At 64.3% G+C, this 25,344-nt stretch carries 21 protein-coding genes; 10 read left to right on the top strand and 11 right to left on the bottom strand.

Going from position 1 to position 25,344, the window contains the following annotated elements:
- Positions 1-6 precede the first annotated feature (6 nt).
- On the bottom strand, positions 7-2,091 hold the full coding sequence (locus TZ00_RS00470) for a DNA gyrase/topoisomerase IV subunit B (RefSeq protein ID WP_044438449.1): 2,085 nt from the start codon (positions 2,089-2,091) through the stop codon (positions 7-9).
- A 207-nt stretch (positions 2,092-2,298) separates the two neighbouring features.
- On the opposite strand from TZ00_RS00470, the gene TZ00_RS00465 reads away from it, so the two are divergent.
- Positions 2,299-2,526: a DUF7455 domain-containing protein gene (locus TZ00_RS00465; RefSeq protein WP_044438448.1), complete on the top strand. Its 228-nt coding sequence runs from the start codon at positions 2,299-2,301 to the stop codon at positions 2,524-2,526.
- A 68-nt stretch (positions 2,527-2,594) separates the two neighbouring features.
- On the opposite strand, the gene TZ00_RS00460 is transcribed toward TZ00_RS00465, so the two are convergent.
- The gene (locus tag TZ00_RS00460; protein ID WP_044438447.1) at positions 2,595-5,096 is read right to left on the bottom strand and encodes a DNA gyrase/topoisomerase IV subunit A; all 2,502 of its coding nucleotides are present in this window, start codon (positions 5,094-5,096) and stop codon (positions 2,595-2,597) included.
- Positions 5,097-5,285: 189 nt separating this feature from the next.
- On the opposite strand from TZ00_RS00460, the gene TZ00_RS00455 reads away from it, so the two are divergent.
- Complete coding sequence (locus tag TZ00_RS00455) at positions 5,286-6,353, top strand: alkaline phosphatase family protein (protein ID WP_238579525.1); 1,068 nt, start codon at positions 5,286-5,288, stop codon at positions 6,351-6,353.
- Between the two features lie 39 nt (positions 6,354-6,392).
- On the opposite strand, the gene sepH is transcribed toward TZ00_RS00455, so the two are convergent.
- Complete coding sequence (gene sepH / locus TZ00_RS00450; RefSeq protein WP_238579524.1) at positions 6,393-7,577, bottom strand: septation protein SepH; 1,185 nt, start codon at positions 7,575-7,577, stop codon at positions 6,393-6,395.
- 160 nt (positions 7,578-7,737) lie between these two features.
- On the opposite strand from sepH, the gene TZ00_RS00445 reads away from it, so the two are divergent.
- On the top strand, positions 7,738-8,031 hold the full coding sequence (locus tag TZ00_RS00445; RefSeq protein ID WP_044439215.1) for a DUF4193 domain-containing protein: 294 nt from the start codon (positions 7,738-7,740) through the stop codon (positions 8,029-8,031).
- 30 nt (positions 8,032-8,061) lie between these two features.
- On the opposite strand, the gene TZ00_RS00440 is transcribed toward TZ00_RS00445, so the two are convergent.
- Positions 8,062-8,493 carry a DUF3093 domain-containing protein gene (locus TZ00_RS00440; RefSeq protein WP_044438445.1) on the bottom strand — a complete coding sequence of 144 codons (432 nt, stop codon included), beginning with the start codon at positions 8,491-8,493 and terminating at the stop codon, positions 8,062-8,064.
- Here TZ00_RS00440 and dut point away from each other — a divergent pair.
- From dut to dxs, 5 genes are all read left to right on the top strand, one after another.
- Positions 8,492-9,022, top strand: a complete 531-nt coding sequence (gene dut / locus TZ00_RS00435) for a dUTP diphosphatase (protein WP_044438444.1) — start codon at positions 8,492-8,494, stop codon at positions 9,020-9,022. The genes TZ00_RS00440 and dut overlap by 2 nt on opposite strands.
- A complete protein-coding gene (locus tag TZ00_RS00430) occupies positions 9,019-9,690 on the top strand; it encodes a DUF3710 domain-containing protein (RefSeq protein WP_044438443.1) in 672 nt (223 codons plus the stop codon). Before dut ends, TZ00_RS00430 begins: the two co-directional genes overlap by 4 nt.
- Complete coding sequence (locus TZ00_RS00425) at positions 9,690-10,415, top strand: DUF3159 domain-containing protein (protein ID WP_044438442.1); 726 nt, start codon at positions 9,690-9,692, stop codon at positions 10,413-10,415. Before TZ00_RS00430 ends, TZ00_RS00425 begins: the two co-directional genes overlap by 1 nt.
- A gap of 164 nt (positions 10,416-10,579) precedes the next feature.
- A complete protein-coding gene (locus tag TZ00_RS00420; RefSeq protein WP_044438441.1) occupies positions 10,580-13,399 on the top strand; it encodes an aconitate hydratase in 2,820 nt (939 codons plus the stop codon).
- A gap of 135 nt (positions 13,400-13,534) precedes the next feature.
- Complete coding sequence (gene dxs, locus TZ00_RS00415) at positions 13,535-15,472, top strand: 1-deoxy-D-xylulose-5-phosphate synthase (RefSeq protein WP_044438440.1); 1,938 nt, start codon at positions 13,535-13,537, stop codon at positions 15,470-15,472.
- Here dxs and TZ00_RS00410 read toward each other — a convergent pair.
- The 5 genes from TZ00_RS00410 to TZ00_RS00390 all read right to left on the bottom strand — a co-directional run bounded on the left by TZ00_RS00410 (position 15,469) and on the right by TZ00_RS00390 (position 21,334).
- Positions 15,469-16,014 carry a dihydrofolate reductase family protein gene (locus tag TZ00_RS00410; protein ID WP_044438439.1) on the bottom strand — a complete coding sequence of 182 codons (546 nt, stop codon included), beginning with the start codon at positions 16,012-16,014 and terminating at the stop codon, positions 15,469-15,471. The genes dxs and TZ00_RS00410 overlap by 4 nt on opposite strands.
- Positions 16,015-16,051: 37 nt before the next feature.
- Positions 16,052-18,196 carry a 3-hydroxyacyl-CoA dehydrogenase NAD-binding domain-containing protein gene (locus TZ00_RS00405; RefSeq protein WP_044438438.1) on the bottom strand — a complete coding sequence of 715 codons (2,145 nt, stop codon included), beginning with the start codon at positions 18,194-18,196 and terminating at the stop codon, positions 16,052-16,054.
- The gene (locus tag TZ00_RS00400; RefSeq protein WP_044438437.1) at positions 18,193-19,404 is read right to left on the bottom strand and encodes a thiolase family protein; all 1,212 of its coding nucleotides are present in this window, start codon (positions 19,402-19,404) and stop codon (positions 18,193-18,195) included. Before TZ00_RS00400 ends, TZ00_RS00405 begins: the two co-directional genes overlap by 4 nt.
- Before the next feature lie 75 nt (positions 19,405-19,479).
- Positions 19,480-20,673 (bottom strand): HRDC domain-containing protein, encoded by a 1,194-nt coding sequence (locus tag TZ00_RS00395; RefSeq protein ID WP_044439213.1) that lies wholly within the window; start codon positions 20,671-20,673, stop codon positions 19,480-19,482.
- A 64-nt stretch (positions 20,674-20,737) separates the two neighbouring features.
- On the bottom strand, positions 20,738-21,334 hold the full coding sequence (locus TZ00_RS00390; RefSeq protein ID WP_044438436.1) for a DUF3000 domain-containing protein: 597 nt from the start codon (positions 21,332-21,334) through the stop codon (positions 20,738-20,740).
- A 23-nt stretch (positions 21,335-21,357) separates the two neighbouring features.
- Between TZ00_RS00390 and TZ00_RS00385 the strand changes: the two genes are divergently transcribed.
- Positions 21,358-22,623, top strand: a complete 1,266-nt coding sequence (locus TZ00_RS00385) for an alpha/beta hydrolase family protein (protein WP_052521170.1) — start codon at positions 21,358-21,360, stop codon at positions 22,621-22,623.
- A 1-nt stretch (position 22,624) separates the two neighbouring features.
- On the opposite strand, the gene TZ00_RS00380 is transcribed toward TZ00_RS00385, so the two are convergent.
- Both TZ00_RS00380 and TZ00_RS00375 read right to left on the bottom strand, forming a co-directional pair.
- Positions 22,625-23,062 carry a SufE family protein gene (locus TZ00_RS00380; protein ID WP_044438435.1) on the bottom strand — a complete coding sequence of 146 codons (438 nt, stop codon included), beginning with the start codon at positions 23,060-23,062 and terminating at the stop codon, positions 22,625-22,627.
- Between the two features lie 32 nt (positions 23,063-23,094).
- Positions 23,095-23,994 carry a sulfurtransferase gene (locus TZ00_RS00375; protein WP_044438434.1) on the bottom strand — a complete coding sequence of 300 codons (900 nt, stop codon included), beginning with the start codon at positions 23,992-23,994 and terminating at the stop codon, positions 23,095-23,097.
- Between the two features lie 161 nt (positions 23,995-24,155).
- On the opposite strand from TZ00_RS00375, the gene zapE reads away from it, so the two are divergent.
- On the top strand, positions 24,156-25,196 hold the full coding sequence (gene zapE / locus TZ00_RS00370; RefSeq protein WP_044438432.1) for a cell division protein ZapE: 1,041 nt from the start codon (positions 24,156-24,158) through the stop codon (positions 25,194-25,196).
- Positions 25,197-25,344 lie beyond the last annotated feature (148 nt).

The raw sequence follows: 25,344 nt of genomic DNA, 5'->3' as shown, positions 1-25,344 counted from the left end.
CGCTAATCAGGTATCGATGCGCTCCCGCGACATTCCTTCGGAGCCGGCGATGATGAACTCCTTGCGCGGTGCCACATCGTCTCCCATCAGCAGGTCGAACGTGCGCTCCGCCCGCTCCGCGTCGCTGACCCCGACCCGGCGCAGGGTGCGGTGGCGCTTGTCCATGGTGGTCGTCGCGAGCTGATCGGCATCCATCTCGCCGAGACCCTTGTAGCGCTGAATCGGATCCTGGTAGCGCTTCTTGGCCTTGTCGAGCTGCGCGAGCAGTGTGTGCAGTTCCGTCTCCGAGTAGGTGTAGATCGTCTCGTTGGGCTTCGTTCCCGGATTCATGACGACCACGCGGTGCAGAGGGGGCACAGCCGCGTATACCCGCCCGTCTTCGACGAGTGGCCTCATGTAGCGGAAGAACAGCGTGAGCAGCAGAGTTCTGATGTGTGCCCCATCGACATCGGCGTCGCTCATCAGGATGATCTTGCCGTAGCGGGCGGTCGAGAGGTCGAACGAGCGCCCCGACCCTGCGCCGATGACCTGAATGATCGAGGCGCATTCGGCATTGCCGAGCATGTCCGAAACAGACGCCTTCTGAACGTTGAGGATCTTGCCTCGAATCGGCAGCAGCGCCTGGAATTCGCTGTTGCGGGCCAGCTTCGCCGTTCCCAGCGCCGAGTCACCCTCGACGATCATCAACTCGCTCAAGGCGACATCGTTGGAGCGGCAGTCGACGAGCTTCGCCGGCAGAGAAGACGACTCGAGTGCATTCTTGCGACGCTGAGTCTCTTTGTGCGCCCGAGCGGAGATGCGCGACTTCATCTCGGCGACGACCTTGTCGAGCACCAGAGCCGTCTGAGCCTTGTCGTCGCGCTTCGTCGACTCGAATCTCTCTTTCAGGCCCTTCGCGACGACCTGCGAGACGATGTTGCGCACAGCCGGAGTTCCGAGAATCTCCTTCGTCTGCCCTTCGAACTGTGGCTCGGGCAGCCGCACCGTGAGAACAGCTGTGAGCCCGGCGAGAACATCGTCTTTCTCGAGCTTGTCGGTTCCCGCCTTGAGTCGGCGCGCATTCGCCTCCACGGTCTGTCGCAGAAACTTGAGAAGCCCGGCCTCGAATCCGGCCTGGTGGGTTCCACCCTTGGGTGTCGCGATGATGTTCACGAAGCTGCGGAACGTCGTCTCGTAGCCCGTTCCCCAGCGCAGGGCCAGATCGACCTCGCATTCCCTGCTGAGCTCGGTAGGAACCATGGCGCCCTGAGCCGAGAGCACGGGCACGGTTTCGGTGAACGACCCGCTGCCCTGAAGCCGCCACGTCTCGGTCACACCGGAATCTGTTGCGAGGTGTTCGACGAACTCCGCGATCCCACCGTCGAACCGGAACGCGTCGCGACGAACTTCCTCACCGCGTTCGTCAGTGATGCCGATCGATAGGCCGGGCACGAGGAACGCCGTCTGGCGGGCCCGGTCGAAGAGTTCCTCTGTCTGGAAGCGCGCCGTCGAACTGAAGATCTGTCGGTCTGCCCAGTAGCGGATGCGTGTTCCGGTGACGCCGCGCTTGACCTTGCCGACGATGCGCAGCTCGCTGCCGTTCTCGAACGGTGTGAACGGGGCATCCGGTGTCGGAGTCGAACCGGAGTCGTCGAAGACACCTGGTTCTCCACGGTGGAACGACATGGCATAGGTCTTGCCGTCACGGTCGACCTCGACATCGAGGCGTTCTGAGAGGGCGTTGACGACAGATGCGCCGACGCCGTGCAGGCCACCGGATGCCGCATACGAGCCGGAGCCGAACTTTCCACCGGCGTGCAGCTTGGTGAACACGACCTCGACGCCCGACAGGCCGGTCTTCGGCTCGATATCGACGGGGATGCCGCGCGCACGGTCACGAACCTCGACGCTCGAGTCGGCGTGCAACTGAATCTCGATCTCCGAGCCATGGCCGCCCAAGGCCTCGTCGACAGAGTTGTCGATGATCTCCCACACGCAGTGCATGAGTCCGCGGGAATCCGTTGACCCGATGTACATGCCAGGGCGCTTGCGCACAGCCTCGAGACCCTCGAGTACAGACAGATGCCGTGCGGAATAGTCGGCCGATGCCACGTGTTCTCCAAAATAAGCGTCGAGCCTACGAAACCGGGCCCAACGATCAACTGTAGTTTCCCGCCGGGGCGTGCCGGCTCACCGACACGAATGTGCTGATTCGACGTACGCGCAGAGCGAAACACGAGCGAAAGCGGCACCTGCGAAACCTACCCGTGATTTGATAACTAGATCGGTTGTCGAGCAGCGAGGCGTGAGGAGCATCACATGCACACAACAGCAACGGAGAACGGCACCATCACCGAAGAGACCACCTACCAACTGACCGGCGCAGATCGTTGTGACAGCTGCGGCGCACAGGCGTACGTGCGGGTCGAAATGGAGTCCGGCAGCGAACTCTTCTTCTGCTCACATCACGGCAAGAAGTTCCACGACAAGCTTTCGCCGCTCGCCAAGAGTTGGCTCGACGAGTCTGCGCGGCTGCTCGAGAAGTAGTCCCTAGATCTCAGCGCGAGACTGAAGAGAGGCCGTTCCCCTGAGGGGAACGGCCTCTCTTCTTTTTGTCAATCTGCGTTGATCGCGGACTCGGCGGGCATGAGGGACGCCATCGTGGCTCCGATAGATCCGACGATCGCCTCCAAGGGTGCACCGGATGCGTCGCGCCGAGATCCGCCATCCGGGAGCCGGCGAATGCTGCCGTCCGTGCCGACAGCGAGTGCGGGCTGCGGGCCGACCCAGGCGAGGATCATGACGTCTTCGCCCTTCAAGAACCGTTGAGCGCGCACGCCTCCGGTCGCACGGCCCTTGGCGGGGAACTCGGAGAAGTCGGACACCTTGGCGCTGCCGGGATCAGTGCCGGCAAGCATCGACGTGCTGCCCGCGACGGTCGCAACGACGGCGCTCTCCTCGGGCGACACAGCTCCGAAGAAGATGCAACGGGCGCCCGGCGACAGCTTCATGCCGGCCATACCCCCGGCCGTACGACCCTGCGGTCGCACGGAGTTCACCGAGAACCGGAGCAGCTGGGCGTCGGAGGCTGCGAAGATCAGTTCGCTCTGCTCCGTGGGCTGGGCGACGCCGACGATCTGGTCGCCAGGTTTGAGAGCGATGATCTCGAAGTCGGGCTTGTTCGCATAGTCCTGGGGAATGAGTCGCTTGACCACTCCACTGACCGTGCCGAGCGCGATCGGAAGGGCTGAATCGAGCGACACCAGGCCGACCACGCGCTCCCTCTTCGCATCGAGTCCCAGGTACTCCGCGATGCGCACACCAGCAGCGAGTTGCACGGAGTTGATCGGCACAACAGGCAGATCGAGCACGGGCATACGAATGAGCCTGCCGAGTGTTGTGACGGCACCGACCTCGCTTCGACTCGTGGTGCTCACGAGAGAAAGCACTGCGTCGTGACGCGCCCGGCGAGCGGCCGCCCCAGGAAGCGGTGCGGCATCCGTGCCTTCGGGGTAATCGATTCGGATAGCCCTGCCTGTGCTGCTGAGAGCGATCACGCACGCGGTGTCGGCGAGTTCGAGCACGACCGGCTGCGCGCGACGCGAAGCGGGCGCTGCGCCGGGCTTCGCCTCGGTGAGCAGTGTACGGCGCGGTGTGCCGAGCTTCTCGGCCACAGCGTCGAGCTCTGTCGACACTGCCAAACGGATGAGGGCGGACGAGCCGAGCAGCGCTGTGAGCTCCTCGATCTCTCTAAGGAGGGAGTCGCGTTCCGCCTCGAGCTCGATGCGAGAGAACTTGGTGAGCCGTCGAAGACGAAGTTCGAGAATGTAATCCGCCTGGAGCACGCTCAACTCGAACACGTCGATCAGCCGTGCTCGTGCCGCCTCGGTGTCTTCGCTCGCGCGGATCACCTGAATGACCTCGTCGATATTGAGGATGGCGATAAGAAGACCCTCGACAAGGTGCAGCCGCTCGGTTCTGCGCGCGAGACGGAAACGTGTGCGTCGCGTGATCACGTCGATGCGGTGGTCGATATAGACCTGCAGCAGATCGCGCAGACCGAGAGTCTGCGGCTCGCCTCGCACAAGGGCGACGTTGTTGATATTGAACGACTCCTCGAGCGGTGTGTACCGATAGAGCTGCTCGAGCACGGCGTCGGGACTGAAACCGGTCTTGATACCGATGACCAGCCGCAGGCCGTGGGTGCGGTCGGTCAGGTCCGTGACGTCGGAGATACCCGCGAGCTTCTTGCTGGTCACTCCGTCTTTGATCTTCGATATCACCTTCTCGGTACCCACGAGATAGGGGAGCTCCGTCACGACGAGACCCACCTTGCGCGCGGTGAGGTTCTCGATGCTCACCCGGGCACGCGTCTTGAAGCTTCCCCGACCTGTCGTGTACGCGTCGCGGATGCCGGCCAGCCCGACGATCGTTCCACCTCCGGGCAGATCCGGGCCGGGAATGAACGACATCAGATCGTCGATCGACGCATCGGGGTTCTCGATGAGATAGCGCGCCCCGGCGACGACCTCGATGAGGTTGTGCGGCGCCATGTTCGTGGCCATACCCACTGCGATGCCCGCTGCGCCGTTGACGAGCAGGTTCGGAAATGCCGCGGGAAGCACATCGGGCTGGGTCAGCTGGTTGTCGTAGTTGGGAACGAAGTCCACAACGTCTTCGTCGAGTCCGTCGGTCATCGCGAGAGCCGCCGCCGCAAGGCGCGCCTCGGTGTACCGCGGCGCGGCCGGTCCGTCATCGGGGGAACCGAAGTTGCCGTGTCCGTCGATGAGGGGAACGCGCAGAGTCCACGACTGGGCCATGCGTACGAGCGCGTCATAGATCGCCGTATCGCCGTGGGGATGCAGCTTGCCCATCACCTCGCCCACGACGCGGGCGCTCTTGACGTGCCCCCTGTCGGGGCGCAGCCCCATGTCGCTCATCTGGTACAGAATGCGGCGCTGCACCGGCTTGAGGCCGTCTCGAGCATCAGGCAGAGCGCGGGAGTAGATCACCGAGTAGGCGTACTCAAGGAACGAGTCCTGCATCTCGGTTGAGACGTCGACGTCGAGAATCTTCTCGGGCGTCTCGGGGGCGGCGTCTGGTGTCTGAGGGGTCATACCTGAATGGGGCTTTCTTCGAAGAAAGGCGGCGCACCGGTACGAGATCGGTCGACGCTCGGTTCGTGATCGGGACGAGAAATCCTGCCGTCACGTGTGCCAGACTTGGCCCCGATGCCCCCCATGCTACCGGCGACCCGATCCGACGAGCCTCGTCTGTCGGACGTGTTGCCCAGTTGTCTTGCGGCAGTGACGTCCGAAGACAATCGTCTGGGCCTGCCGGCCGTGTCGAAGGCCGTGGTCGTACTCGTCGACGGGCTCGGCGCATCCGCACTGCGCCAGCGCACCGGGCACGCTCGATTTCTGGCATCGCGCTTCTTCAAGAAGGCGACGCTCGTCAGCGGGTTCCCCACCACGACAGCTGCTGCGCTCGCCTCGCTCACCACGGGAGCGTCGCCGGGGCAACACGGACTCGTGGGTTATTCGGCACTTGTTCCGGCGTCGCAGAGGGTGGCGAATCAGCTGACCGGATGGGCCGCCGACATGGAGCCCTCTGTCTGGCAGAGGCGCTCCACCGTGTTCGAGCACGCGACTGCAGCGGGAATCAGCGCGATGGCCGTTGGACCAAGGAGGTACGAGTCATCCGGCTTCACGGATGCCGTTCTTCGTGGGGCCCACTATCTGGCGGCCGATTCTATCTCCGAGAGATTCGAGGTGGCTCGCTCTGTGCTCGATCGCGACGCCCGGTCGATCTCCTACGTCTACGTTCCCGAGCTAGATATGACGGCTCATGCCCACGGATGGCAGTCCGACCGGTGGACTCATCTGCTGGAAGAACTCGACTCCGCGATGCAGTCGTTCGTGCGTACCCTGCGCACAGACGAAGGGGTGCTGCTGACCGCTGATCATGGTGTCGTCGACGTTCCCCAGACGTCTCAGGTGCTCTTCGGCACCGACGCGCAGATGAAAGGCGTCGTTCACGTCGCCGGAGATCCCCGCTGTCTCCAGTTGCACCTCGAGTCCGACATCTCGGCAGACACGCGCCAGACGGTTCTGGATGCCTGGCGCGCGTCCGAAGGCCATCGCGCGTGGGTGCTCACCAGAGATGAGGCGATCGATGCGGGATGGTTCGGCGAGGTCGCCGATGCCGTTAGACCTCGTATAGGCGACATCATCGTCGCTGCGGCGAAGAACGTCGTCTACTACGACGTGCGCAAGCCTCACGACCCGTCGCGCCGAATGATCGGCCAGCACGGATCATGGAGTTCCGACGAGCTGATCGTTCCGTTACTCAGATTCGGCGCCTTCGAGCGCTGAGACCCGAGCGTTGAGACCCGAGCGCTGATACCCGATCCGTCAGGCGAGATCGTCGTCGGTTCGAGCGCCGAAGACGATCTCGTCCCAGCTGGGCATCGCAGCGCGACTGCGCCGCGGCGGCTTGGGCTGTGATGCGGCAGGAGCGGGAGTCTCGGACTCCGGCGCCTCGATGCCGTCGAGAGTGTCATTGCGTGCGGCAGAGGCCCAGATCGACGAGGTGAGCGTGGGTCGCGACTCCGTCTCGCGCTTCTCTCGGGAAATGTCGGTGGGGCGCTGCGAAGCGGTTCGTTCACTGGAGGCTGGCGAGCCGGGCGAGGATCCGCTGTCGTCGAAGTCGTCGACGAAGACGGCTGCCTCGCGTTCGCCCCGCCGGCGACGGAGCGCCTCGAGAAGATCTGCCGTCTGGTTCAGGTTCTCCGCGGGTCGTTCCTCTGAACGGGAGATCGCGGCGGAGGTGGCGGCGGGCGACGACTCTGCCTGAGACGCGCTTCGACCGTAGGGAATCACTTCGGGATTCGGTGCCGTGTCGTTGGTCGTGGTTGGCGCGACGGCGGGTGAGGAATCAGATTCCTCTACCTCGACGCGCGGCGAGACGACACGGAGCCTCGGAATGAGGCCTTCGGTGATCTCACCGTTCTGCGACAGGGTGACGGCCTCGGTGTTGAGAGGAGTGAGGGCGTGACGCTTCGGGTCGTACTGCCACCGCGCATCGTGATCGATCTCGTTCGCCGTGAACGACAGTTTGACGATCCAGCCGGATTCGTCCTTCCAGCTCGCCCATCGCTCGTCGGTTGCGCCGAGCCCTTCGAGGCGCTCCTGGATCGCTTCGCCGAATGTCGACGTCGGCTCCTCTCCCAGGGGGTCGAGGGCGGAGTCGATCTGCACGGCGACCTTGAGCGCCGAGTTCACGACGTAGGCGCGTTCGGCGAGAACCGGCCCCTCGAACCGTTCGACGTAGTCGAGGTCGGCTCCCGTGAGTCGGCTCACCTCTTCAGCAGACAAGCCCGAACGGATATGACCCTGGATCTCGCGGGGCGAGACGCGTTTGCCGTTGTTCGACGGTGTCAGGGTCTGCCTGATGCGGCTCTGAAGCACGTCGTCGATGGCGATGCGGTATCGCTCGCCGGCGTCGGACGCAACAAGGAGGGCGCCGTCTTCGACGCCGATTACTGTCAATTCCTGCATGGTGAAGAGGCCTCCAGCGGTCACTGTTGCTACGACCATGCCATGTTCTCGGCCGAATTCCGGGAATGTAACGGGCGTGCCGCAAGTTGATGGCGTCGATGGGCGACGAGGACTCCGATCCGAATTGCTATTCCGGTGGCTTTCGTGCAAACTAACGCCGCCGATTTGGTTTTATCAATCTCCTCAGAAGTGGATGGGCATGGCAACTGATTACGACGCTCCGCGCAAGAACGACGACGATTCGGAGTCGATTGAAGCGCTCAAAGAGCGCGTTCCAGACAAGATGTCTGGTGTCGTAGATGTTGACGATGCCGACAACCCCGGTGGCTTCGAACTGCCGGGAGCAGACCTCTCGGACCTCGATCTCGATGTCGTCGTTCTGCCTCCGCAGGCCGACGAATTCACCTGCATCAACTGCTTCCTTGTGAAGCACCGTTCGCAGATCGATCACGAAGAGAAGCTCGGCCCGATCTGCGTGGAGTGCGCTGCCTGACGCAGAGCACCCCGCGCACGGTGCCGCCGCCTAGGCGGATAGAGCAGCTGCCAACCCCTCAGGATTCCGAGACGACACGAGCCAGTACGGCGTCGGGTCGTCCGGATCCTCGAGGGGTATTTTTATGACCGGATCCACCCAGCCTCGGAGGCAGAGCCACGCGCGCGCGTCGAGGCGCTGGCCGCGTTGAAGAGTCGCCGCACCTCCCTTGAAGATCGACGGCGTACCGAGCAGTTCGAGGGGGATCTGGGCTTTGCCAGCGATCAGCATGCCGTCTTTCACCTCTATGACGGGGGCAAGAACGATGAAGATCCCTGTCAGACCGATGAACAGAACAGCGGCCGCAATGATGCCGGCTGTGAGATTCACTGGCGCGAGAACGAGAATACTCGCCGGTATGACGAGTGCGGTGGCGAGATAGATCCAGATTGAGGGCCAGAGCCGCTCACGATACGAAGACATGCACCTATTCGATCAGACAAACTGCACTACCCTCGACTGCGTGACCCAGTCAGTCGAAGTTCTCATTCAGGCCACCGCGATTCCCAGCTACTCCCACCCTGGCGATGCGGGCGCTGATCTCACGTCGACGGAGGCGTTGACGCTGTCTCCCGGCGAGCGCCGACTCGTCGGCACCGGAGTGAGCATCGCCCTTCCCGACGGTTTCGCGGCCTTCGTTGTTCCGCGCAGCGGGCTCGCGGCCAAGCACGGCATCACGATCGTGAATTCTCCGGGAACGGTAGACGCGGGGTACCGGGGCGAGATCAAGGTGGCCCTCCTGAACACGGACAGCACCGTGCCGTACGATATCGGCGTCGGGGATCGAATCGCCCAGCTCATCGTTATGCCGGTCTCCCGTGCCGTATTCATTCCCGTCGACACCCTTCCCGGCAGTGACAGGGGAGCCGGAGGATTCGGTTCGACCGGGTACTCCACGTCTCTGCCGGCCGAGGGGCCAGCAGCATCCGAATCACTAGGAGAGAACGCATGAGCGATCTGCAGAAGCCGAACGACGACGCGGCTGTCGAGTCGATCGACGAGATCGAAGAGCAGGAGCCGCTCGACACGAAGTCGGCTCCGGCGAATCGCGCGGAGGAGGGTCCGTTCGACGCAGACGAGGCGAACCCCGCTCGCCCGTACGTCGACCTGGGCGGTCTCAAGATTCTCCCTCGCGAGGGACTTCATCTGCGGCTCGAGGTCGAAGAGGGAACGAACCGCGTCGTCGCCGTCGGGCTCGACTACGCAGGATCCACTCTTCAGGTGCAGGCTTTCGCTGCTCCACGGTCCACGGGACTCTGGCACGAGATCCGCGCTCAGATCGAAGATCAGATCATCAAGCAGGGCGGAACCAGCACTGCTCGCGAGGGCACCTTCGGCCCGGAACTGGTGGGGGAGGTTCCCGTCGCGGCGGGTGCCTCGGCCGACGCTTCTTCATCATCGCGGCTCGCGCGCTTTGTCGGCGTCGACGGCCCTCGCTGGTTCCTCCGCGGTGTCATCGCCGGCGAGGCTTTGACGAACCCCGCCGCCGAACTTGCGATCGAAGAGCTCTTCAGGAGCGTGGTCGTGGTGCGAGGAACCCAGCCCATGCCGCCACGCGACCTCATTCCTCTCAACATGCCGAAGACGGCCGCGACGGCCACACCTCCGACGGGCGCCTGATGTCGGACCCGCAGCCCGACGACCGTGCGCCGGCCCCCAGCCTGTCGCAGGCATTCGCGGATGCAGCACGGCGGGCCGGCATCGGCCAGGTGGCGCCGGGTGAGACTCCCACCGCAGCGTCACTTCTGCGTGCCATCGGGGGAGTGCGCGGGCTCGTCGAGTCGCTTCTTCCCGGACTCGCATTCCTCGTGATCTACACGGTGACGAGCGATCTCACCCCGAGCGTCGTCGCCCCTGTCATCGTGGCAGTCGGCTTCATCGTCGTCAGGGCGGCCACCCGCAGCCCCGTCATGCCCGCCATCACGGGCCTCCTCGGCGTCGCGGTCTCGGCAGCCCTCGCGCTCTTCACCGGTCGGGCCGAAGACAACTTCCTTCCCGGCCTGATCATCAACGCGGTCAGCATCGTGGTGCTGCTGGTCTCGATCATCGCTCGCTGGCCGCTCATCGGCATCATCGTGGGGTTACTCACCGGAGATTCGACCGGATGGCGATCAGACCGAGCGAAGTTCCGAGTCGTTCTCGTCGCGACCTGGTGCTGGGTCGGCCTTTTCGCCCTGCGCCTCGGCGTGGAAGGTCCCCTGTACCTCGCGAGCCAGGCGGCCGCCCTCGGATCGGTCAAATTGATCCTCGGCGTGCCGCTGTATGCAGCCATGCTGTGGGTCACCTGGCTTCTCGTGCGTACAGCGTTCGGACACGACAAGAGCGAGATCGACGCGCGTTCCTGAAAGCCGTCACTCGACGAAGCGGGTGTTACGATTTATCTTGACGTCAAGATAAATCGGGGGCTTCGCATCGAGGCCCGGCCCGACAGAGCGGTTAGGTTAGCCTTGCTAGCCCTCAAGCGTTCCCCGGGACAAAGATTGACCTCAGGAGCGAAGGAGAAGGCGACGTGTCGAAAGTCAACAGCTTTGGATCGAAAGATCAACTGAAGGTCGGGAACGACTCATACGAGGTTTATCGCATCGATAAGGTTCCGGGTTACGAGAAGCTTCCCTTCAGCCTGAAGGTACTGCTTGAGAACCTGCTGCGCACCGAAGACGGCGGCAACATCACGGCGGAACACATCGAGGCGCTGGGCAGCTGGGTTCCCACGTCGGAACCGGACACGGAGATCCAGTTCACGCCTGCCCGCGTCGTGATGCAGGACTTCACAGGCGTTCCCTGCATCGTCGACCTCGCGACGATGCGTGAGGCCGTCGGCAGCCTGGGCGGCGATCCGACAAAGATCAACCCGCTCGCCCCCGCCGAGATGGTCATCGACCACTCGGTCATCGCCGACCTCTTCGGCTCAGAAGATGCTCTCGAACGCAACGTCGATCTCGAATACGAACGCAACGGCGAGCGCTACCAGTTCCTGCGCTGGGGACAGACGGCGTTCGACGACTTCAAGGTCGTGCCGCCCGGAACGGGCATCGTTCACCAGGTCAACATCGAGTACCTGGCACGCGTCACGATGACGCGCGAGGTCGATGGAGTCCTGCGCGCCTACCCCGACACCTGCGTCGGCACCGACTCGCACACCACGATGGTCAACGGCCTCGGAGTGCTCGGCTGGGGCGTCGGAGGCATCGAGGCCGAGGCCGCGATGCTGGGCCAGCCGGTGTCGATGCTGATCCCGAAGGTCGTCGGATTCAAGCTCTCGGGTGCAATCCCCACAGGAGTGACCGCGACCGACGTGGTACTCACCATCACGCAGATGCTGCGCAAGCACGGGGTCGTCGGCAAGTTCGTCGAGTTCTACGGTGCCGGAGTCGCCGAGGTGCCCCTCGCCAACAGGGCGACGATCGGCAACATGAGCCCCGAGTTCGGATCGACAGCCGCCATGTTCCCCATCGACGACGTGACCCTCGACTACCTGCGGCTCACCGGCCGCAGCGAGGAGCAGGTCAAGCTCGTCGAGGCCTACTCCAAGCTTCAGACGCTGTGGCACGATCCGAGTGTCGAGCCGGTCTTCAGCGAATACCTCGAGCTCGACCTCGCAACCGTTGTGCCCTCGATCGCTGGCCCAAAGCGCCCGCAGGACCGCATCGAACTCAGCGAGTCGAAGAGCCAGTTCGAGCACGACCTCAACGACTACGCCCGCGTCGAGCACGACATCGTCGATCTCGTCGGCACGGGATCCTTCCCGGCTTCCGACCCCGGAGAGCTTTCCCCCGAAGACGGCGAACCGGCGCACGCCCATAGCCACTCGCACGCCAGCCACGCGCCCAAGACGGCATCCAAGCCCACCGCGGTGTCGCTCGAAGACGGCACGAACTTCACTCTCGACCACGGAGCGGTCGCCATCGCGGCTATCACGTCGTGCACCAACACGTCGAACCCGTCGGTCATGCTGGCGGCCGGCCTGCTGGCGCGCAATGCCAGCCAGAAGGGACTCAAGGCTAAGCCGTGGGTCAAGACCACGCTGGCGCCCGGATCGAAGGTCGTCACGGACTACTACGAGAAGGCCGGACTCACGTCGTACCTCGAGGATCTCGGCTTCTATACGGTCGGCTACGGCTGCACCACCTGCATCGGAAACTCAGGACCCCTGCTCGATGAGATCTCGAGTGCAGTTCAGGAGAACGACCTCGCCGTCACCGCGGTCCTCTCGGGAAACCGCAACTTCGAGGGTCGCATCAACCCCGATGTGAAGATGAACTACCTCGCGTCGCCGCCCCTCGTCATCGCATACGCCCTCGCCGGTTCGATGAACTTCGACTTCGAGACCGACGCGCTCGGAACCGACACCGACGGCAACGACGTCTTTCTGAAGGACATCTGGCCCGACGCCGCGGAAGTGCAGTCGACCATCGACTCCTCGATCGACACGGACATGTTCCAGCACGAATACGCCGGCGTCTTCGACGGCGACGAGCGCTGGCGTTCGCTTCCCACACCCGAGGGCGCGACCTTCGAGTGGGATGCCGAGTCGACCTACGTGAGGAAGCCCCCGTACTTCGACGGAATGACCATGGAGACGACTCCGGTCACCGACATCGTCAACGCTCGCGTACTGGCCAAGCTCGGTGATTCAGTGACGACCGACCACATCAGCCCTGCCGGATCGATCAAGGGCGACAGCCCCGCCGGCCGCTACCTCGACGAGCACGGCGTCGCTCGCAAGGACTACAACTCCTACGGTTCGCGTCGTGGAAACCACGAGGTGATGATTCGCGGAACCTTCGCGAACATCCGGCTCAAGAACCAGCTGCTCGACGGCGTCGAGGGTGGGTACACGCGCGACTTCACGCAGCCGGACGGACCTCAGTCGTTCATCTACGATGCCGCACAGAACTACGCGGCCGCGTCGACTCCGCTCGTGATCTTCGGTGGCAAGGAATACGGCTCCGGTTCATCGCGTGACTGGGCGGCGAAGGGCACGAGCCTTCTCGGCGTCAAGGCAGTCATCACCGAAAGCTTCGAGCGCATTCACCGCTCGAATCTGATCGGCATGGGCGTTGTGCCGCTGCAGTTCCCCGCTGGGGAGTCGTGGGCATCGCTCGGACTCGACGGCACCGAGGTCGTCAGCATCGCGGGCATCGAGCAGCTGAACGACGGAGTCACCCCGCGCACCGTCCGTGTGACAGCGACACCGAGCGAGCAGTCACCCGAGGGCAAGCAGACCATCGAGTTCGATGCTGTCGTGCGCATCGACACCCCGGGCGAGGCGGACTACTACCGCAACGGCGGAATCCTGCAGTACGTACTGCGGAGCCTCGTAGCCTGATCGACAGAGCGCCCTCGCTGGATGCTATATAGCATCCCCGAGGGCGCTCTGTCGTTCCGAGCGGCGGCCGGAGCGATCCGTCATAGACTCGAACGAGGGGCCGGTCGGCCCTGACCGAACGGAAGGGCCGTCTGCATGAGCCTGCTGGAGAACATCTCAGGTCCCCGGGATCTCGACGCTCTCAGTCAAGAGCAGCTCGTTCAGCTCGCTGCCGAGATCCGTCAATTCCTCGTCGCAGAGGTATCGAAGACCGGGGGACACCTCGGTCCGAATCTTGGCGTGGTCGAGACGACCTTGGCCATCCACCGCGTTTTCGACTCGCCTCGCGACGCGATCGTCTTCGATACCGGACACCAGTCCTACGTGCACAAGCTCCTCACGGGGCGCCAGGACTTTTCCCGACTCCGGCAGCAGGGCGGCCTCGCAGGCTACCCGCAGCGCTCGGAGAGCGAGCACGACGTCGTCGAGAGTTCGCACGCGTCCAGTTCCCTCTCGTGGGCCGACGGCATCTCCCGGGCTTTCGAGATGACGGGGCAGAGCGATCGACACGTGATCGCGGTCGTCGGCGACGGGGCCCTCACAGGTGGCATGACCTGGGAGGCTCTCAACAACATTAGCGACGACAACACCCGCAAGCTCGTGATCGTGGTGAACGACAACGGTCGTTCCTACGCTCCGACAATCGGAGGTATGGCCCGTTATCTCAACTCGGTGCGGACGAACACCAAGTACCGCAATCTGCACCAGTCGTCGCGTCAGCTCTTCGACCGCTTCGGCGGGCCGGGCCGCGCGATCTACCGCGGCATCCGCGGCGGCACGCACGGCTTCCTCAGCCGATTCTCGAACAACGAGGCCCTGTACTCGAATCTCGACATCAAGTACATCGGCCCCATTCACGGGCACGACTTGCAGGCGATGGAGGAGGCCCTTCTCCAGGCGAAGCGCTACGCGCAACCGGTGATCGTGCACGCGATCACCGAGAAGGGGCGCGGCTACGAGCCTGCCCTGAGCGACGTCGCCGACCAGTTCCACGCCGTGGGGCAGATCGATCCCGAAACGGGTGAGTCGCTCGGAGGGCCGAGCGCCCCGTCGTGGACGGGTGTCTTCAGCGACGAGATCGTGGCCTTGGCAGAGAAGGATCCGACCATCGTCGGCATCACCGCCGCGATGCTGCGACCCACCGGCCTGCACAAGCTCGCCGAGAGGTTCCCCTCGCGCGTCTTCGACGTGGGCATCGCCGAGCAGCACGCCGTCACCTCGGCGGCCGGGCTGGCCTTCGGTGGCCTCCATCCCGTGGTCGCCGTCTACGCGACCTTCATCAACCGGGCGTTCGACCAGGTTCTGATGGATGTCGCGCTGCACCGCGCCGGCGTGACGTTCGTTCTCGACAGGGCCGGGGTCACGGGCCCCGACGGGCCGAGTCACCACGGCATGTGGGATCTCGCCATCCTGCAGGTCGTGCCCAACATCCGTCTAAGCGCTCCGCGCGACGCCGAGCGGCTCCGGGAGGAGCTGGGGGAGGCCGTGGCCGTCTCCGACGGACCGACGGTCGTGCGGTTCCCCAAAGGAAGCGTGGGCGAGGAGATCGCGGCCGTACGCCGTCTCGACGATGGTGTCGACGTGCTGGTCGAGCATGAGCGCAAGGATGTTCTGATCGTGACCGTGGGACCGATGGCGACGACGGGCCTCGAGGTAGCAGAGCGACTGGCGGCGCAGGGCATCGGCTCGACTGTGATCGACCCCCGCTGGGTGGTTCCGGTTCCGCGCAGTGTGCTCGACCTCGCCGCCGAACACCGCATCGTGATCTCGATCGAAGATGGCATCCGCGTCGGTGGCGTGGGCACGCGCATTCGGCAGGACCTGCGCGAGGCCGGCATCGACACTGCAGTGACCGAGCTGGGGCTGCCCGACGAGTTCCTCGATCACGCGGAACGCTCACAGATCATGGAGCGCGTCGGCCTCACCCCCCAGCACATCGCGCGAGACGTCGTGGCACAGGTTTTGGGCAGCAAGATTCCGATCGCACGCCCGCTCGAGGGCGAGAACGAGGACGAGCGCCGGATCACCCGCTAGCTGTCGCGAGACCCCGTGACGGTATAGGTGAACTCGACGGCGCCCTGCGGCAGCGGAAGCGAAGAGACAAGCTCGAGTTCGAGCAACTCCGTGACGGGCAGTACTCGGATGCCTGAGCCGAGCACGACCGGCATCATCGTGACGATGACCGTGTGCAGCCGACCCGCGGCGGCGAACTGAGCGGCGACATCTCCGCCGCCCACAACCCAGACGGCGCGGTCGCCGGACAGAGCGTCGAGTTCTGCAGCGACGGCGTCGATGTCGCCACTCAGAAACCGGATGTCTGCACCCGCGACGGCGACGGGAAGGTCACGATGGGTGAGCACGACGGTGGGCACGGAATAGGGCCACTCGCCCCCGCCCTCGGAGAGTAGGAACTCGTACGTTCGCGATCCCATAACGATGGCGCCGACGCCGGCCAGGAACCGCTGGTATGCGTCGTCGAAATCGGCTGTGCCGAAGCGAAGCAGCCAGTCGATGCGGTTGTCGGAGTCGGCGATGAAACCGTCGAGGGAGCTCGCCACGTAGTACTGGTTGGTCATGCCACCAGACTAGGACGAGCCCCCGACAGTGCTCCGGTCAGTCGGTTCCGACGATCGGCGGGTGGTGGAACGTGTCGCCGAAGACACGCTCGCTCGCTCCTACGCGATCGAGGTACGGGGTCGCTCCGCCCATCTGGAACGGATACCCGGCCCCGAGGATGAGGCACAGGTCGATGTCTTCGGCCGCGTGCACGACCTCGTCGTCGAGCATGCGCTTGATCTCGTCGGCCAGTCCGTCTTCGACCCGGCGCAGAAGCTCGGCCTCCGTGAGGGCGGTTCCTCCCGGTCCTCCGTCGGCAACGATCTTCACCGCCGTCTTGTCGAAGCCCTTGATCGCACCCTTCGCATCACGATCGAAGATCTTGCCGTGCTCCGCGAGCTTGTGAAGATTAGGGCTCTCGAAGAACCGATCGGGGAATGCCGAGTGGTGGGTGTCGAGAACGTGCGCTCCCACCTTCAGACCCACGAGCTCCAGCAGTTCGAACGGCGTCATGGGCAACCCAAAAGGCTTGAGCGCGTTGTCGACGACCTCGAACGGGGTTCCCGTATCGACGGCATGCATGGCCTCGCCCAATAGCTTCGCCAGAATGCGGTTGACGACGAAGCCCGGAGTGTCGCGAGTGATGACGGCGTTCTTGCGCAGCTTGGCGGCCGTGACCATGGCCGTGCTGAGCGTGGCCTCATCGGTCGCCGGGGTGTTGACGACCTCGATGAGGGGCATCACGGCGACGGGGTTGAAGAAGTGGAAGCCGACGAGGCGCTCGGGGTGTGCCAGCTTTGCACCGATCTGCTCGACCGACAGCGACGAGGTGTTGGTGGCGAGCACGGCCGTGTCAGACACGTATTTCTCGACATCGGCGAAGACATCCTGCTTGACGCCGAGCTCCTCGAACACCGCCTCGATCACCCAATCGGCGTCGGCGAAGTCGGCCTTGTCTGTGGTGCCCGAGACCAGGGCACTGAGCCGGTTGGCCTCGTCTGATCCGATTCGACCCTTGTCTTTGAGCGCCGTGATCTCGTCGCGGATGTAGGACAGACCCTTGTCGACCCTGGCCTGGTCGAGGTCAGTGATCACAACGGGAACGCGCAGTCGGCGAACGAACAGCAGTGCGAACTGGCTGGCCATGAGCCCTGCACCGATGACTCCGACTTTGGTCACGGGCTTCGCCAACGCCTTATCGGGCGCCCCGGCAGGCCGTTTGGCCCGCTTCTGCACCAGGTTGAAGGCGTAGATGCTCGCTCGGAACTGGTCGCCGGAGATGAGGTCGGCCAACGTGTCATCTTCGCGGGCGAACCCTTCTTCTGCCGAGCCCGACTTCGCAGCCTTCAGCAGATCGAGGGCGGCATACGGCGACGCCGCGACGGTGCCGATCTTCGATTCGAGCATTTTTCGTGCGATCGAGATGGCCGCGTCCCATTTAACGAGGCGCTCGAGCTTGCCGGGCACATTCGGTCGCTTCACGGTGATGCGCCCCGAGATCACCTCGTCGGCCCAGACGAGGGACTGCTCCAGATACGACGCCGGACCGAAGATGGCGTCGGCGATACCGAGATCGAACGCCTGCTGGCCTTTGAGCGTGCGGTTGTTCTTCAGCGGATTCTCGACGACGACCTTGAGGGCGTTCTCGATTCCGATGAGGTTGGGCAGCAGGTAGGCGCCTCCCCAGCCTGGGATGATGCCCAGGAAGACCTCTGGAAGGGCGAGGGCGGGGATCGAGGAGTCGATGGTGCGGTAGTCGGCGGCCAGGGCCACCTCGACTCCGCCTCCCAGCGCCAGCCCGTTGATGAACGCGAACGTGGGCACGCCGATGGCGGCCATCTTTCCGAACGTGAAGTGCCCGAGCTGGGCCATCTGCTTCGCGAGTTCGCGGTTGGGGATGTCGCTCACCTTCGACAGGTCGGCGCCGGCGGCCAGGATGTACGGTTTGCCGGTGACGGCGACGGCCTGAATCTCACCCGCGGATGCCCGCACTGCGAGGGCATCGAGTGCGGCGCCGTACTCCAGGAGCGAGTTAGGTCCGAGCGTTGAGGGGCGCGTGTGGTCGCGATCGTTGTCGAGTGTGATGAGTGCCAGCACCTTGCCGCTCGGAAGCGGGACGTCGCGAACGTACGAGTGGGTGACGACCTCGTCTGCCGACAGATCTGCCAGAGAAGAGAAGTCGATTGTGGAGTAGTCGGTCATCGCTTCGCTGCCTTCGCCTTCTTGTTGTAGTGCGGGTTCTCCCAGATCACGGTGCCACCCTGGCCGAGACCGATGCACATCGCTGTGAGTCCGTAGCGCACCTCGGGGTGCTCTTCGAACTGACGTGCGAGCTGGTTCATCAACCGCACGCCCGACGACGCAAGCGGGTGGCCGATGGCGATCGCTCCGCCATACTCGTTGACGCGCGGATCGTCGTCGTCAATGCCGAAGTGATCGAGGAACGAGAGCACCTGTACGGCGAAGGCTTCGTTCAGCTCGAAGAGACCGATGTCAGTGATAGACAGTCCTGCCTTGCGAAGAGCTTTCTCTGTCGAAGGCACAGGCCCGATGCCCATGATTTCGGGCTCGACTCCGGCGAACGCGAAGCTGACGAGCTTCATCTTGGTCGTGAGGCCGAGCTCTTTCGCGGTTGCTCCGCTGGCAAGCAGGCAAGCCGTGGCGCCGTCGTTCAGGCCCGACGAGTTTCCGGCCGTGACGCGACCGTGCGGCCTGAACGGCGTGCGCAGGCCGGCGAGCCCCTCCATGGTGGTCTCGGGTCGTGGAGCTTCATCACGGGTGGCCAGTCCCCACCCGGCGGCGCTGCGCGTTGCGACCGGAATGAGGTCGGGCTGGATCTTGCCGGCCTCGTAGGCAGCGGCGACCTTCTGCTGGCTGCGAAGCGCGTAGCGGTCGGACCGTTCCTTGGTGAGTGAGGGGAAGCGGTCGTGGATGCGCTCCGCCGTGGATCCCATGTTCAGTGCCTCTTCGGAGACCAGCTTCTCGGCGAGGAAGCGAGGGTTCGGGTCGGCGTTGAATCCCATCGGGTGGCGGCCCATGTGCTCGACGCCTCCGGCGATGGCGAGGTCGTACGCTCCGAAACCGATTCCGCTGCCGAGGGTGGTGACGCTCGTCATGGCGCCGGCGCACATGCGATCGATAGCGAAGCCTGGAACAGACTGAGGGAGTCCCGCCAGCAGGGCCGCCGTTCGCCCGAGGGTGAGCCCCTGATCGCCCTGCTGGGTGGTCGCCGCAATGGCGACCTCGTCGATGCGATCCTTGGGAACAGACGGATTTCGCTCGAGCAGGCCGATAATCGCCTTCACGACCAGATCGTCTGCACGGGTCTGCCAGTACATGCCCTTTTCGCCCGCACGCCCGAAGGGTGTGCGCACCCCATCAACAAATACGACTTCGGCTATTTCGGCCACTTTGCCTCCTTCTGGTTGAGAACCGAGACGATCCTAGGCGGGGGCTTCCAAGCGGTCGAAATCCTTTGACTGTTCCTACGACGAGGCCTCGGACTCGTTCTCTGCCTTTTGGTGGGCATCGACAAAGGCTTGGGCGATCGGCTGTGCGGTTAGTTCAAGCTGCCAGGGCCGGGCACCGAGCTCCGAAAGGGATTCCGCGATCGCCGTCGTGGTCATCGGATCGGGCGGGGACCAGGCTATTCGGCGCAGAATCTCGGGGGTGAGGAGATTCTCGACAGGGATATTGACGAACTCCGACAGCTCCATAAGGGTCGCCCGAGCCGCCTTCAAGCGAAGATCGGCCTCGAGGTTGCGGTCCGACCAGCTGCGCGGGGGAGGCAGTGTGTCTTCGCTGCGGCGGTTGACCGGAAGATCGGTGGCTGCCTTACCCTCCTCGAGGGCAGCCCACCACCGGTCGATCTCCGTTCGGCTCGCCCTGCCGGAGAACTCTTTCAGTGCCGCGAGCTCTCTCTTCGATTCGGGAAGAACGCGCGCGGCTGCGACCAGACTCGAATCTGGAACAAGTCGGCCTGGCGACACATCGATCTCTCGAGCAAGCGCGTCTCGCGCCATCCAGAGCGACCTGGCGACGGCGACGTTTCGGGGGGCGCGCAGCGAATGAATGCCCGTGAGCCGGCGCCAGGGCTCGGCGGCGACGGGTTTGGGCTCCTTCACCCTCGTCGCCTCGAACTCTTGGGCTGCGATCACGGCCTTGGAGTTCTCGATCAGAAGCTCGGCGAGTTTGTCTCGAAGATCGGGGAGCAGCTCGACGTCGAGAGCCGCGTATTCGAGCCAGGATTCGGGCAGCGGCCTGCGAGACCAATCTGCTGCGGAGTGTTCTTTCTTGAGGTGGATGCCGAGGAACTCCTCGACGACGCTGCCGAGTCCGACCCTCGGAATGCCCAGCAACCGGGCAGCGAGTTCGGTGTCGAAAATGACGCGAGGGTCAAGGCCTACCTCACGGAGGCAGGCCAGGTCTTGACTCGCGGCGTGGAGAATCCACTCCTCGCGGGAGATCGCATCGTTCAGCTCTGTGAACGACCCGATCGCCGGTGGATCGAAGAGAAAACTGCCGGCGCCCCGCCGATACAGCTGGATCAGATATGCGCGCTGCGAGAACTTGAAACCGGATGCCCGCTCCGCGTCGACCGCGATAGGCCCGTGCCCGGCGGCGATGACGTCGACCGCTTCGAGGTAGGCCTCGCGAGTGTCGATGACGGTGAGCGCCATCGTGCGCGGAGGCGACTCCGCCGACGCCTGAGTCGTGCCGGTGTCTGGGATCGTCTCGTTGTCGTCAGTCACGCCCGAAGCGCCTCGCATTCAATTGTGTGACTCCGTCGATCGCGGGCGGAAGACCGGCGAGCATGCAGAGCAATTCCCCCCAGCCTTCCACATGCGCCGTCACGTCGAAATCGTCGGGGGTCCAGGATGCGCGGAGTTCGATCTGCGCGCCGTCGCCCTGCGACCTCAGCTCGCCGAATCCGCTGGAGATGATCTTGGTGGCTGTTCCCGAGGCTGCAGAGTACCGGGCGCCGCGGGTGTTGAGCGCGTCCACAAGCCATGACCACGTGACATCGGCGAGGAACGGGTCGAGCCCGATCTCCGTCTCGAGCGGCGCCTGGGCGAAACAGACGACCCGGAATGCACCACCCCAGGCTTCCGGCTCGTCGGGATCGTAGAGAAGAATGAATCGACCTGTGCCGAGCTCCGAATCGGAGCCGTGCCGCTCGGGATTCACATCTGCGGCGAGCGCGAGCGAGTACGGAGCAAGGTTCGCCGGCGAAGGAATCTCGGTGACGACGAGTTCGGGTCGGGTCGCAGCTGCACGGACCGCTGCCACGGCAGCCTCGAAGGCAGCAGGGAGTTCGGACGTGGTTGGAGTGTCGGACACGTCTGCAGACTAGAGTTTCCCGCATGCTGCGCGCCGCAGGCACGCCGATGACGACCATTGCGGGCGGGCTCTGGCCTCTCGCCCCGCGTCGACGACAGAGAGATCACACCGCTATGACCGCACCAGACGACCGCCGCCCTGTACCGAGCTGGGCTGTCGCCGCCATCGTGGCGGGCGCCCTGGCCGCGGCGGCTACCGCCGCCGCCGCGGTGCTCACAACCCTCGTCTCACGTTCGGTCGTCGTGCCTCCGAAGAATCCATCAGAGGACGCGAAGATCGAGTCGGTCGATCTCGAAGCCGGAACGATCACCCTCCGCGCCGCAGCCGACACGCTTCTGCCCGGTCGATACAGTCTGTGGTTCGACCGAAGCGGTGGCCACGCCCGAATCGGCGAGGTCATCTCCGTGACCGAGGGCGCCGTGACCCGTTCCCTTCTCGAGGTCGACTTCGGCGACCTCGAACAGGCGTCGACCGGTCGAATCAGCGGCTGGTACTTTCTGCATCCACGCGAGTTCCCGTTCGCCTACCGCAACGTGTCCATCCCCACCCCTGTCGGAGACGCGCCGGCGTGGCTGATCCCTTCGGCCGATCCCGACTCGACACAGTGGGTCATCCAGGTTCACGGCCGGGCGGTCAGGCGCGCCGAGACGCTTCGCGCGAGCCGGGTCTTCCACGAGGCCGGTTACACGTCTCTTCTGGTCTCCTACCGCAACGACGGGGATGCGCCGCGCAGCGCCGACGGCCGGTTCCGGCTCGGCGAGACGGAGTGGGAGGACGTCGACGCCGCTCTGGACTATGCGGTCGCGGCCGGCGCGACAAGCGTCATCTTGATGGGCTGGTCGATGGGGGGAGCGACCGTGCTTCAGGTCGCCGCCCGGTCGCATCTGAAGCATGTGATCGACGGCATCGTGCTCGATTCACCCGTGATCGACTGGCACGAGACGCTCCGATACCGCAGCACGCAGCTGCGCATTCCTGCACCCGTGCAGACTGCCGCTCTGGCCACGCTGACGCATGACTGGGGCAATGTCGCGACAGGGCTTGAGAAGTCTGTCGATCTTGACCGGCTCGACTTCGTGGCCCGCAGCGGCGAACTCGACACACGCATCCTGCTGTTGCACAGCGATGACGACGGTTACGTGTCGAGCGTATCGAGCAGAAAACTCGCAGAACTCCGACCCGACATCGTGACCTTCGTGCCTTTCTCCATCGCGCGTCACACGAAGCTCTGGAACTACGACCCGGAGCGCTGGAACGAAGCGATCAGGGCCTGGCTGCACGAAGCATGAGTCAGGCTGCTCGCTCGCGCACCTGTCTCTTGATGCGCGCGAGCATCGCGGTCATGCCCCGGATGCGCAGGGGTGAGACGGCGGCAGTGAGTCCGAGCATGCTCGGGTAGTCATCGGCGAGCTCGAGCACCTGCGAGGCCGCAAGCCCGTCGATGCCCTGCACGAGGATGGACGCGAAACCACGGGTGGTCGGCGCTTCGGCCGGCGCCGTCGCGAACAGGTGGACCGCGCTGTCTGCGTCGACCTCGACGACGATGAAGATCGGCGACTGGCACTCCTCGACGCGCTCGAAGAGATCCGGGTGGTCGCGATAGCGCTCGGGCAGCTCCGGAAGCTCATTCGAGAACTCGAGCAGCAGCTGCAATCGCTCCTTGACCTCGAGATCGAGAAAATCGTCGCGGATCTCCGCGAGGGAGTCGGGAAGTTCTGTCGCATTCATGTCTATGAATTATCGCCTATTCGACAGTGCGGTCAGCGGGCCGGGGCCACTCCCGGAGCGTCGCCGGTGCTAATGGGAACACGCACGGCGCTTCCCCACTCGGTCCACGATCCGTCGTAATTGCGCACCGAGTCGAAGCCGAGAAGATGGGTGAGCACGAACCACGTGTGGCTCGATCTCTCTCCGATGCGGCAGTATGCGATGACCTCGTCGCCGTCGACGAGGCCCGCGCCCTCCCTGTAGATCTCGTTCAGCTCGTCGATGCCCCGGAATCTGCCGTCTGGGGCCGCCGCCCGCGCCCAGGGAACGTTCTGGGCCGTGGGAATGTGACCCGCGCGCAGAGCGCCCTCCTCGGGATACGCCGGCGCAGTGGTGCGCTGCCCGGTGTACTCCTCGGGCGAGCGCACGTCGATGAGTGGACTGCCCAGATGGCCGAGGACGTCGTCTTTGAACGCCCGGATGGCCGTGTCGTCGCGTTCCACGACCGGATACGACGCTGCGACGATCTCGGCCTCATCCGTCGTGACGGGCCTGCCCTCGGCGATCCAGGCATCCCGGCCACCATCGAGCAGCCGCACGTCTGTGTGGCCGAACAGGGTGAACACCCAGAGCGCGTAGGCGGCCCACCAGTTGTTCTTGTCGCCGTAGATGACCACAGTGCTGTCCCGGGAGATGCCCTTCGACTCCGCCAGCGCGGCGAACTGCTCGCCCGAGATGTAGTCCCGCACCACAGGGTCGTTGAGATCGGTGTGCCAGTCGATCTTGACTGCGGTCGGGATGTGTCCGATCTCGTAGAGCAGCACGTCCTCATCTGACTCCACCACTACGAGCCCCGGTTCGCCGAGGTGCTGCTGCAGCCAGTCGGTGCTCACGAGACGCTCCGGATGCGCGAATTCAGCGAAACGGGGCGACGGATCGGCGGCGACAGTCATGGGTTGTTCCTCCTGGAAGTGCGGGCACCGGTTGGAGACCGGCCAGCGGTATCGGCGGTTTAGTCTGGAGACACTTGTCTCCACTCGAATCTATGCCGTTCCGGTGCTCGTTCTCCGGGAAACGTCTCCGTTCGACACAAACTCTCCGGAAGAGCTCCGTCATGGCGTCATCCATCCCCACAACCCTCGTTCGACTCGTCGATCGTGCTCCGAACCTCTCCGGAGCCGAGATGGCAGCGGTGCTCGTGCCGCCGCGGCAGTTCGACGGCGCGTCGTTCGACTCGTATCGGCCCGATCCCGATTACCCCTCTCAGACCGACGCCCTCGAAATCGTGCGGACATTCTCGACGTCGTGGGCACCGACGACTCGCACGGGCGGATTCTTCTCACGACAGAAGAAGGCGCCAACCGGGCCGACAGGGATCTACCTCGACGGCGGCTTCGGTGTCGGCAAGACCCACCTCCTCGCCGCCCTCTGGCATGCCGCACCGGGGCCAAAGTACTTCGGTACCTTCATCGAGTACACGGCGATCGTGGGAGCGATGGGCTATGCGGCTGCGGTGAAGCTCTTCACCGGTGCCAAGCTGATCGCCATAGACGAGTTCGAGCTCGACGACCCGGGCGACACGATGATGATGACGCGCCTGCTCGGCGAGCTGAGCGCATCCGGAACCCGCCTCGCAGCGACCAGCAACACGCCGCCGAACGCGCTGGGCGAAGGACGATTCGCCGCGGCCGACTTTCTTCGAGAGATCCAGTCGCTCTCCGATCGCTTCGACACCGTGCGAATCGACGGTCTCGACTACCGTCGACGTGACATCGAGGGTCACGCCCGTGTGCTCGACGATTCAGGAATCGATGCCGCCGTCTCCGCTGTGGTGCAGAAATCGGCTTCGGCATCCATCTCGCGCGACGATTTCGGCGGACTCATCACTCATCTCGGCACCATCCACCCGTCGAAGTTCGTCAAGCTCATCGACGGCATCGATGCGATCGTGCTCGACGAAGTCGCACCTCTGCACGGTCAGACCGACGCCCTGCGGTTCGTCGCATTCATAGACCGGGTCTACGACGCCCAGATCCCCATCTTCGCAACGGGCAGCCCTCTTGACGGGGTCTTCGCCGGCGACATGATGTCGGGCGGCTACCGCAAGAAGTACCTGCGAGCGGTGTCCAGACTCATCGCCTCCACCCAGTACTGACAACCGTTCTCCCGGCTCGCAGCCTCTCTGCGTGGTTCGACAGCGACGCGAAACACAGTTTTTACAATTGCCGTGCGAGCGTTACGTGCCGGAAACATTGGGGCGCACGTCTTGAAACTTCTTCACACGATAGTTGGGCATACCCGAG

It is taken from the genome of Agreia bicolorata, from assembly GCF_000938265.1.
Classification (GTDB): domain Bacteria; phylum Actinomycetota; class Actinomycetes; order Actinomycetales; family Microbacteriaceae; genus Agreia; species Agreia bicolorata.
The sequence above is the reverse complement of the archived record's forward strand: the minus strand, read 5'-3'. Positions and strand labels throughout refer to the sequence as shown.